The 9,762-nt window shown below is 72.7% G+C and carries 9 protein-coding genes; 4 read left to right on the top strand and 5 right to left on the bottom strand.

Annotation, left to right across the window (positions count from 1 at the left end):
• The first annotated feature begins 104 nt into the window (after positions 1–104).
• Complete coding sequence (locus ACWEJX_RS24870; RefSeq protein ID WP_451609610.1) at positions 105–719, top strand: PadR family transcriptional regulator; 615 nt, start codon at positions 105–107, stop codon at positions 717–719.
• Between the two features lie 12 nt (positions 720–731).
• On the opposite strand, the gene ACWEJX_RS24865 is transcribed toward ACWEJX_RS24870, so the two are convergent.
• Together ACWEJX_RS24865 and ACWEJX_RS24860 are read right to left on the bottom strand one after the other, a co-directional pair.
• Complete coding sequence (locus ACWEJX_RS24865) at positions 732–2,147, bottom strand: glutamate decarboxylase (RefSeq protein WP_451609609.1); 1,416 nt, start codon at positions 2,145–2,147, stop codon at positions 732–734.
• A gap of 37 nt (positions 2,148–2,184) precedes the next feature.
• Complete coding sequence (locus tag ACWEJX_RS24860) at positions 2,185–3,492, bottom strand: ion channel protein (RefSeq protein WP_451609608.1); 1,308 nt, start codon at positions 3,490–3,492, stop codon at positions 2,185–2,187.
• Positions 3,493–3,623: 131 nt separating this feature from the next.
• Between ACWEJX_RS24860 and ACWEJX_RS24855 the strand changes: the two genes are divergently transcribed.
• Positions 3,624–4,391 (top strand): MerR family transcriptional regulator, encoded by a 768-nt coding sequence (locus ACWEJX_RS24855; protein WP_451609607.1) that lies wholly within the window; start codon positions 3,624–3,626, stop codon positions 4,389–4,391.
• Positions 4,392–4,396: 5 nt separating this feature from the next.
• Here ACWEJX_RS24855 and ACWEJX_RS24850 read toward each other — a convergent pair whose 3' ends face one another.
• On the bottom strand, positions 4,397–4,765 hold the full coding sequence (locus tag ACWEJX_RS24850) for a YbjQ family protein (protein ID WP_451609615.1): 369 nt from the start codon (positions 4,763–4,765) through the stop codon (positions 4,397–4,399).
• A 235-nt stretch (positions 4,766–5,000) separates the two neighbouring features.
• On the opposite strand from ACWEJX_RS24850, the gene ACWEJX_RS24845 reads away from it, so the two are divergent.
• Entirely contained in the window at positions 5,001–5,699 is a 699-nt protein-coding gene (locus ACWEJX_RS24845) for a DedA family protein (RefSeq protein ID WP_451609606.1), read from the top strand.
• Between the two features lie 215 nt (positions 5,700–5,914).
• Here the strand turns inward: ACWEJX_RS24845 and ACWEJX_RS24840 are convergent, their stop codons facing one another.
• A complete protein-coding gene (locus ACWEJX_RS24840) occupies positions 5,915–7,573 on the bottom strand; it encodes a threonine/serine ThrE exporter family protein (protein ID WP_451609605.1) in 1,659 nt (552 codons plus the stop codon).
• A gap of 119 nt (positions 7,574–7,692) precedes the next feature.
• A complete protein-coding gene (locus tag ACWEJX_RS24835) occupies positions 7,693–8,184 on the bottom strand; it encodes an inorganic diphosphatase (RefSeq protein WP_403793759.1) in 492 nt (163 codons plus the stop codon).
• A gap of 105 nt (positions 8,185–8,289) precedes the next feature.
• Between ACWEJX_RS24835 and dacB the strand changes: the two genes are divergently transcribed.
• Entirely contained in the window at positions 8,290–9,729 is a 1,440-nt protein-coding gene (gene dacB, locus ACWEJX_RS24830; protein WP_451609604.1) for a D-alanyl-D-alanine carboxypeptidase/D-alanyl-D-alanine endopeptidase, read from the top strand.
• The last annotated feature ends 33 nt before the right edge of the window (positions 9,730–9,762 follow it).

Genomic DNA, 9,762 nt, shown 5'->3' with positions numbered 1-9,762 from the left:
CGCCGATGCTCCGCATGGACTCCCTCCTCCGCCTTGCGATGCACGGCACCAGACGCCGCTCCCTGATCCGGCCTGATCGACAAGACACCCCCTAGGCTCGGGGCATGTCAGCGATCCGACTCCTCGTCCTCGGCGCGGTCAAGCAGCACGGCCGCGCCCATGGCTACCAGGTACGCAACGACCTGGAGTACTGGGGCGCGCACGAGTGGTCCCACGCCAAGCCCGGCTCGATCTACCACGCGCTCAAGCAGATGGCGAAGCAGGGACTGCTGCGCGCCTTCGAGAGCGCGCCGAGCACGGCCGGCGGGCCGCCGCGCGTCGAGTACGAGATCACGGACGCCGGCCGCGAGGAGTACCTGCGGCTGCTGCGCGTGGCCCTGTCCTCGTACGAGCAGGGTCTGGACGTGCGCGCGGCCGGCATCGGCTTCATGGTCGACCTGCCGCGTGCGGAGGTCGTGGAGCTGCTGCGGGCCCGGGTGCGTGCCCTGGACGAGTGGCAGGCGCGGGTCACCGGGTACTACACCCCGGAGGGCGGGCTCGACCAGCTCGGCCACATCGGCGAGCTCATGCGCCTCTGGGGGTTCTCGGCGGACGCGGGCCGGGCCTGGGCGACCGGGCTGATCTCACGCCTTGAGGCGGGGGCGTACGTGTTCGCGGGGGAGGGCGGCGAGCCGTTCGTCGGCGTCCTCGCGGACGGCCAGGAGAACCCGTACGCCTGACGCGTGCCCTCGTCAGTGGTGGAAGGAGGTCGCGGCCGCCTTGTCGCGGGTGAACGGGTGCGGCTGGCTCCGCAGTTCGGGCAGGAGCTGGGTCAGGTCCTCGACGAGGAGGCTCGCCAGGTCCTCGGAGAAGCCGTTGCGGCAGACCACGCGCAGCACCGACAGGTCCTCCCGGTTCTCCGGGAAGGTGTACGCGGGGACGAGCCAGCCGCGCTCGCGCAGCCGGCGCGAGACGTCGAACACGTCGAAGGCGGTGACGTCGGGGGCGGTGGTGAAGGCGAAGACGGGCAGCTGGTCGCCCCGGGTGAGGAGGCGGAAGTCGCCCATCGCCTCGATCTGTCCGGCCAGGCCGGTGGCGACGTCCCGGCTGGTCTGCTGGACCGTGCGGTAGCCCTCCCGGCCGAGCCGGAGGAACGTGTAGTACTGGGCGACGACCTGGGCGCCGGGGCGGGAGAAGTTGAGGGCGAAGGTGGGCATGTCGCCGCCCAGGTAGTTGACCCGGAAGACCAGCTCCTCGGGCAGTTCCTCGGGCGAGCGCCAGAGCGCCCAGCCGACGCCCGGGTAGACCAGGCCGTACTTGTGGCCGGAGGTGTTGATGGAGGAGACGCGGGGGAGCCGGAAGTCCCACGTCACGTCCTCGTCGAGGAACGGGGCGATCATGCCGCCGGAGGCGCCGTCGACGTGGACGGGGACGTCGAGGCCGGTGCGTTCCTGGAGGTCGTCGAGGGCGGCGCAGATGTCCGCGACGGGTTCGTAGGAGCCGTCGAACGTGGAGCCGAGGACGGCGACGACGCCGATGGTGTTCTCGTCGCAGAGCGCGGCGGCGGAGGCGGCGTCCATGTGGAAGCGGTCGCCGTCCATGGGGACGAGGCGGGGCTCGACCTCCCAGAAGTTGCAGAACTTCTCCCAGCAGACCTGGACGTTGACGCCCGTCACCAGGTTGGGGCGGGCGCCGGGGTAGCGGTCGGCGTTGCGCCTGGCCCAGCGGCGCTTGAGGGCCATGCCGGCGAGCATGCAGGCCTCGCTGGAGCCGGTGGTGGAGCAGCCGACGGCGGTCGCCGGGTCGGGTGCGTTCCACAGGTCGGCGAGCATGGCGACGCAGCGGCGTTCGAGCTCGGCGGTGCGCGGGTACTCGTCCTTGTCGATCATGTTCTTGTCACGGCACTCGGCCATCAGGACCCCGGCCTGCGGCTCCATCCAGGTGGTGACGAAGGTGGCCAGGTTGAGGCGCGAGTTGCCGTCGAGCATCAGCTCGTCGTGGACGATCTGGTAGGCGCTCATCGGCGGCAGCGGGCCGTCCGGCAGGCGGTGGCGCGGTGGGGCCTCGGTCATGCCGCCGACCGGGTTGGCGTCGCCGTAGAAGGGGTTGAAGGCGATACGGCGGCGGCGTTCGGTCTTCGGTTCCTCGGGACCCTTGTGCAGTGCCACGGGGGACTCCTTTCGGGCGGCGAAGGACTCGCCGGTCTCAGTGCAGGGCGTTGCCGTGCTGGTCGAGTTCGAACTCGGGGCGGCCGGTGACGACCAGCCAGGCGGGCAGGGAGGCGAGGACGAGCAGCGCGATCATCGGAGCCGAGGAGGCGAGCACCGAGGCGACGAAGAGGCTCACCCAGCCCTGGCGGGTGTGGGAGAGCAGGAGGCCGAGGACGGCCGAGGTGACGGCGACCGTGGGGTGGATCTCGGGGACGAGCGCCTGGGCGAGGAGTCCGAAGGCGGTTCCGATGAAGACGGCGGGGAAGACCCGGCCGCCGACGAAGCCGCACGAGGCGGCGACGAGCAGGGCCGCCGACTTCACCAGGGCCAGCTTGGCCAGTTCGCCCGAGTCGTAGGAGCCGATCGACTGGATGAGATCCCTGGTCTCCGTCAGCCCCTTGAAGAGGGTCAGCTGTCCGCCGAGCGCGCCGAGCAGGCCGAGCAGGAGACCGCCGAGCGGCAGCATCAGCATGGGGTGCCGCAGGCGCTGGAAGGCCCGGTGGACGTGCGGGAAGACGTAGCCGGACAGCAGCCCGAAGGCGGCGGCGAGGGTGGCGATGACGAGGGCGGCGAGGAGGTCCTCGTAGCCGGGGTCGTCCAGCGGGGGCAGCCCCATGTTGAAACTGGGGTGGTCGGCCAGCTGGGTGGTCATGGAGCCGGCCCCGGCGGCGACCAGCGCGGCGAACAGGCGGTCCCACAGCGCGCCGCCGCCCGGTTGGGGCGGTTGGGGCGGCTGTGCCGGCCGGGCGGCCAGCGCCTCGGAGAGGACGAGCGCCGCGGCCACCGGGGTGCCGAACAGGGCGCCGAAGGTGCCGGCGGTGGCCAGGGAGACCCAGAAGATGCCCGGCACGGCAGGCCGCAGCGTCTTGCCCGCCCAGAAGGTGAGGGCGATGGCGGCGGCGATGGTCGGGTACTCCGGGCCGAGGCTGACGCCGCCGGCGAGGCCGAGAGTGGCGGCGGCCAGCAGGCCGGGGACCACGCCCGGCGGGACCGGCGGCCCGCCGAGCCCGCCCTCGGCCGGGTCGGGGCCCGCGTGCCCGTACACCTTCCAGACGACGAGGCCGACCGCGATGCCGGTCGCGGTGAGCATGACGATGATCCAGAGCGAGGAGTACCGGCCGATGCCGAGCGCGTCCGGAAGGGTGTTCCAGAGCACGTGCTCCAGCTGGTCGGCGATCCCGCTGATCGCGAGGAACAGCAGGGCCGAGGCCACCCCGATCACGAGCGCGGGCAGGATCTGGGGCAACAGGACCTGCATCGGCGACTTGGGGGCGGAGGTCTCGGTGGTCACGAGCCTCACCATAAGTGGGCAAATGCCGCATTACATCCCGAGATTCGAGAGGTCTGAAGGGCCGGGCCCGGGCCGGAGTTGCACCTCACGTCGCGTCAGGACCCAGGCTGGAGCGCGACCGACGAAGGAAGAGGGGGAGCCGGATGGGCTACGCCGTGGGACGGGTCGCCGGGTTCGCCGGGGTCACGGTGCGCACCCTGCACCACTACGACGCGATCGGGCTGCTCTCGCCGAGCGGCCGCAACGCGGCGGGCCACCGCCGCTACGACGACGCCGACCTCGACCGACTCCAGCAGATCCTGTTCTACCGGGAGCTGGGCTTCCCCCTCGAAGAGGTCGCCGTCCTCCTCGACGACCCGGCCGCCGACCCGCAGGAGCACCTGCGGCGCCGGCACCGGCTGCTCACGGCGCGGATCGGGGAACTGCGGCGGATGGCGGCGGCCGTCGAACACGCCATGGAGGCGAGACGCATGGGCATCAACCTCACGCCCGAGGAGAAGTTCGAGGTGTTCGGCGACAAGAACCCCGAGCGGTACGCGGAGGAGTCCGAGCGCCGCTGGGGCGGCACCCACACCCACGCGGCCACCCAGGCCCGCGTCGCCGCCTACACGAAGGAGGACTGGCAGCGGATGAAGGACGAGATCGACGCCTGGGGCGCCGCCTACGGCGCCCTCATGGAGACCGGCGCCGCCCCGGACTCCACGGCCGCCATGGACCTCGCCGAGGCCCACCGCGCCCACATCACCCACTGGTTCTTCGACTGCCACCCGAAGATCCACCAGGGCCTCGCCGAGAGCTACGTCTCCGACGAGAACTACCGCGCCTTCTACGACTCGCTCCACGAGGGCCTGGCCGAGCACCTGCGCGCGGCCATCCACGCGAACGCCCGCCGCCTGTCGGCGACGTCGTAAAGCTGTCAGGCGCGCGGCGCGATGACCACGGCAGTGCCGTACGCGCACACCTCCGTGCCCACGTCGGCGGCCTCCGTGACGTCGAACCTGAACATCAGGACCGCGTTCGCGCCGCGCGCCCGCGCCTGCTCCACCAGCCGCTCCATCGCCTGGTTCCGGGTCTCCACCAGGGTCTTCGTCAGACCCTTCAGCTCCCCGCCCACCAGCGACTTCAGCCCGGCGCCGATCTGGCTGCCGATGTGCCGCGAGCGGACGGTCAGGCCGAAGACCTCGCCGATCACCTGCTTCACCTCGAAACCCGGCACGTCGTTGGTCGTGACCACCAGCACATCCGACTGGCCCGACTGGCCGCCGCCGTAATCCTCGATGCCCATGCGCATCCACCTCCTGATTCCTGATGATCAGCCTGGCGCGGGCGGCGGCGGCGCGCATCCGGGACGGACCCGGACGGGCCCCCGAGAAGTCCGGGCCCCGACCCGTAGGGGCTCCCGGTGGGGGAGCGTGGAACCCGGGGCGTTCACTCCACGTTGATAGCTTGGGGCGGCCGTCCCGTACGACAATCCCCTTGCACGCCCCCCGCCCCCACCGACCGCAGGAGCCCGGAACCCCGTGAACACGCTTGCCCTCGGACCGAGCTGGCTGGATCCGGACTACCTGATCCAGACCTTCGGCCTGATCGGTGTCCTCGTCATCGTCTTCGCCGAGTCCGGCCTGCTCATCGGCTTCTTCCTGCCCGGTGACTCGCTGCTCTTCACCACCGGCCTCCTGGTCACCACCAACAAGCTGGACTACCCGCTGTGGGCGGTGTGCGGGCTCGTGGTCCTGGCGGCCGTGCTCGGCGACCAGGTGGGCTACCTCTTCGGCCGCAAGGTCGGCCCGTCCCTCTTCAAGCGCCCCGACTCCAAGCTCTTCAAGCAGGAGAACGTGGAGAAGGCGCACGCCTTCTTCGAGAAGCACGGCCCCAAGTCGCTGATCCTGGCCCGCTTCGTGCCGATCGTCCGCACCTTCACGCCGATCATCGCCGGCGTCAGCCGGATGAACTACCGCTCCTTCATCACCTTCAACGTCATCGGCGGCCTCCTGTGGGGCGCCGGCGTGACGCTGCTCGGCTCCGCGCTCGGCAAGATCGAGTTCGTCCACAAGCACATCGAGCTGATCCTCGTCGCGATCGTGCTCATCTCCGTGATCCCGGTCGCCATCGAGCTGCTGCGCGCCCGCGCCCAGTCCAAGAAGAACCCGGACCAGAACGCCCACGGCGACCACGACGCCCCCGGCACCCCGGCCCGCGGCCGCCACGCCAAGCGGTAGGACGCCGGGCCCCGCCAGACGCCGTACGCGGTGCCTGCGGCCGGGGGCTCCGCCAGACGCCGTACGCGGTGCCTGCGCCCGGGGGCTCCGCCAGACGCCGCGCGCGGCCCCTGCGCCCCGTGGCTCCGCCAGAAGCCGCGCGCGGCTCCTGTGGCCCGTGGCCCCGCCAGACGCCGCACACGGCCTCTGCGGCCTCTGCGACCCCCACGGCCCCGCTAGAAGCCGCGCGTGCGCTTGGCGGCCCGCCGGGCCGCCGCCGCGCGCGGCGCCTGCATGAAGAGGCGGGCGAGCTCGCCACCGAGGTTCACGCCGATCGCGATCGCCAGCGCCAGCGCCGCCGCCTTCGCCAGCGAGGCGAAGCCCTGGTCCAGGTTGTGCTGGGCGATCGCGAGCACACCGAAGTACGTCGCCGAACCGGGCAGCAGCGGACCGATCGCCGCCGTCACGTACGGCAGCGACGACGTGTGGTGATAGCGCGCCGCCAACTGCCCGAAGAGGCCCACCAGACCGGCCGCCACCGCCGTCGCCATCACCGCCGACCCGCCCGCCGTCACCGCGATCGACGCGTACACCACCCACGCCACGCCGCCGTTCAGCGTCGCGAACAGCACCGTCGCCCGCGACTGCTGCAACAGGACCGCGAAGGTCGCGCACAGCACCATCGACGCGGCGATCTGCACCACCGGCCGCTCCACCGGCCGCAGCGCCCCCTCCGGGTTCAGCTGCGCCCCGAACTGCACCGCCAGGTACAGCACCGACAGCACGCCCACCACGATCGCCACGAAGAAGTAGCCGACCTCGAGCAGCCGGGCCGAGGCCGTGATGTAGAAGCCGGTCAGCCCGTCCTGCACCGCCGCCACCAGCGCCCGCCCCGGAATCAGCGCGAACAGGCCACCGGTGATCACCGCCGACGGCCGCAGCTCGGTGTGCGCGACCGTCAGCGCCACACCCACCGCCGCCGGCGGCATCGCCGCCACCAGGAACTGGTAGAACTCCGGCAGCCCGCGCCCCGCGAACAGCCACGCCAGCCGGTCGCCCAGCATCGCGCCCAGCGCCGCCACGAAGAACACCGTCGGCCCGCCACCGAGCAGCACCGAGGCCGCGCCCGCGAGCACGCCCGCCGCCAGCGTCAGCGCCCAGCCCGGATACGGATGCCGGTTGCGGCGGATCTCCGCGAGCCGCCGGTACGCCTCCTCCGGCGCCACCTCGTGGTCCGGGTCGTTGATGTCCGCGACCAGCTGGTACACCGCGGCCAGCCGCGTGTAGTCGGTGCCCCGCCGCCGCACCGTACGGTTCGCCGTCACCGGGTCGTCCACCAGCGACGGCTGGTACGTGACCGACAACAGCGTGAAGGTCACCGTCGGCTCGCAGCGGTCGAGCCCGTACGACCGGCAGATCGCGAACATCGCCGCCTCGACGTCCTCCGCGCCCTCCCCGCCCGCGAGCAGCAGCTCGCCGATACGCAGCGTCAGGTCGAGCACGCGCGGTACCGGCGGCCCGGAATCGTCCGCCCTGCGCCGCGCCTCCGGCACCGGCCGCTCGGCCAGCGGCAGCCGCAGCATGGTCCGCATCCGGTCCTGCCAGGGCGCGTCGTCCGGCAGCATGACCTGCGGTATCCCGTACGCCGGGGTGAAGGCCGGCGGCGAGCTCTTCGCCGAGTACGTCGACGGCGGCGCGAAGGCGGAACCTTCCTGCTCCGGTGCCGGCTCGGTCGCCAGGCCGTCCGGCAGCGCGAACTCCGAGGTCGGGTGCTCCTCCTCCGGCGGCTCGGGCGGCGCCACCCCGGCCGGCGGGACGAACGCGCTGCGCGCCTCGTCCGACTGCGGCTTCCGGTCCTCCGGGGCCTCCTCGGGCCCGTTCGGCTGCGCCACCACTGTTCTCGCCCCTCGTCCTCGCTCGTCCCGACCCGAACAATCAAGCCAAGTATGAATGCGCGAAGGGCGGTGCACCTCGGTAGGTGCACCGCCCTTCACAGGCTCGTCAGAGCGGGGACTCAGTGAGCGCCCTGCTCCTTGAAGCGCTGGTACGACTTCTCGATCTCGGCCTCGGCCTCGGCGCGGCCGACCCAGTCGGCGCCCTCGACCGACTTGCCCGGCTCCAGGTCCTTGTAGACCTCGAAGAAGTGCTGGATCTCCAGGCGGTCGAACTCGGCCACGTGGTGGATGTCGCGCAGGTGCTCCATGCGCGGGTCCGTCGCCGGGACGCACAGCAGCTTGTCGTCGCCGCCGGCCTCGTCCGTCATGCGGAACATGCCGATGGCGCGGCACTTGATGAGGCAGCCCGGGAAGGTCGGCTCGTCAAGGATGACCAGCGCGTCCAGCGGGTCGCCGTCCTCGCCGAGGGTGTTCTCGACGTAGCCGTAGTCCGTCGGGTAGGCGGTCGACGTGAAGAGACGGCGGTCCAGGCGGATCCGACCGGTCTCGTGGTCGACCTCGTACTTGTTCCGCGACCCCTTGGGGATCTCGATGAGAACGTCGAACTCCACGGGTGGATCTCCTCCTGAATCAACACATGTCAATGCTCGCGACGAGGCGCGGTGGTTAAGTGTCTCTCACGCACGCTCTTGATCGCGAAAGGGGCTGGTCATCACATGCCGGAGCCGAGAACCTGGCAGGTCGTGGCGGGCTCCGCCGTGCTCGGTCTGGCCCTGGCCGCCGGAGCGGTGGCCGTGGCCGGCCCGTGGGACTCCGGTCAGCGTAAGGCCGAGCGGGCCCGCGCGGTCACCGCCGACGCCCGAGGTGGCGCACATCACGCGGGCGCCCCCGGCGACGCCGCCCCGCACCGCCCGGCCCCCGCCCCCAGCGCCCCCGGCGTCCTGCGCGCCCTCAGCCCCGCGGAAGCGGCGAGGACGACCACCCGCACGGGCGACGACCTCGCCGCCGTCCTCGTACCCCTGCTCGCCGACCCCGGCCTCGGCCCGCTGCGCACCGCCTCCGTCGTCGACACCGAGACCGGCCGCCAGCTCTACGGGGAGGGCGCCGGCACCCCCATGACGCCCGCCTCCGTCGTCAAGATCGCCACGACCGCCGCCGCGCTCTCCGCCCTCGGCCCCGACCACCGCATCGCGACCCGCACGGTCGCCGCGCCGGACGGCCGTACCGTCACCCTCGTCGGCGGCGGCGACCCCACCCTCGACGAGGCCCGCCTGAAGGCCCTCGCCGACGCCACCGCCCGCGCCCTCAAGGCCCGCGGCACCGGCACCGCCGGCACACCCGTACGGCTGGTCTACGACACCAGCCTCTACCAGGGCCCCGCCGTGCACCCCATCGGCCCCAACGAGAACATCGCCCCGCTCAGCGCCCTCATGACCGAAGAGGGCCGCCTCGACCACAGCCACAGCGGCCCCGCACCGCGCACCGCCGACCCGGCCGGCGACACCGCGGCCGCCTTCGCCCGCCTCCTGAAGAAGGCCGGCGTCACCCTCCAGGGCGCCCCCGGGCCCGGCAAGGCCCCCGGCGGCCCCCAGGCCGCGCCCCTCGCCCGTACCGACTCCGCGCCCCTCGCCGACCTCGTCGAACGCACCCTCACCCACAGCGACAACGACCTCGCCGAGGCCCTCGCCCACCAGACCGCCCTCGCCCACAAGCAGCCCGCCAGCCTCGCCGGCGGAGACAAGGCCGTCCACGACGAACTCGCCCGGCTCGGCCTCCCGCTGACCGGCACCCGGTTCGCCGACGGCAGCGGCCTCGACCGGCGCGACCGCGTCACCGCCGCCCTGCTCACCGGCATCCTCACCCGCGCGGCCGACCCCGCCCACCCCGAACTGCGGCCCGTCCTCACCGGACTGCCCGTCGGCGGCTTCAGCGGCACCCTCGCAGGCCGCTTCGACGACGGCCCCGCCGCCGTCGGCGCCGGCATCGTCCGCGCCAAGACCGGCACCCTCACCGGCGTCAACACCCTCGCCGGCACCGTCGTCACCACCGACGGCCGCCTCCTCGCCTTCGCCTTCCTCGCCGGCCGTACGAGCTCCCCGGACGCCGCCCAGGCCGCCCTCGACCGGCTCGGCGCCGCCCTGGCCCCGCCCCGCTGAGCCCCTCCCGCCCCCCTCGCCATCCCCACCCGA

This window comes from Streptomyces sp. NPDC004788, from assembly GCF_053601115.1.
The sequence above is the reverse complement of the archived record's forward strand: the minus strand, read 5'-3'. Positions and strand labels throughout refer to the sequence as shown.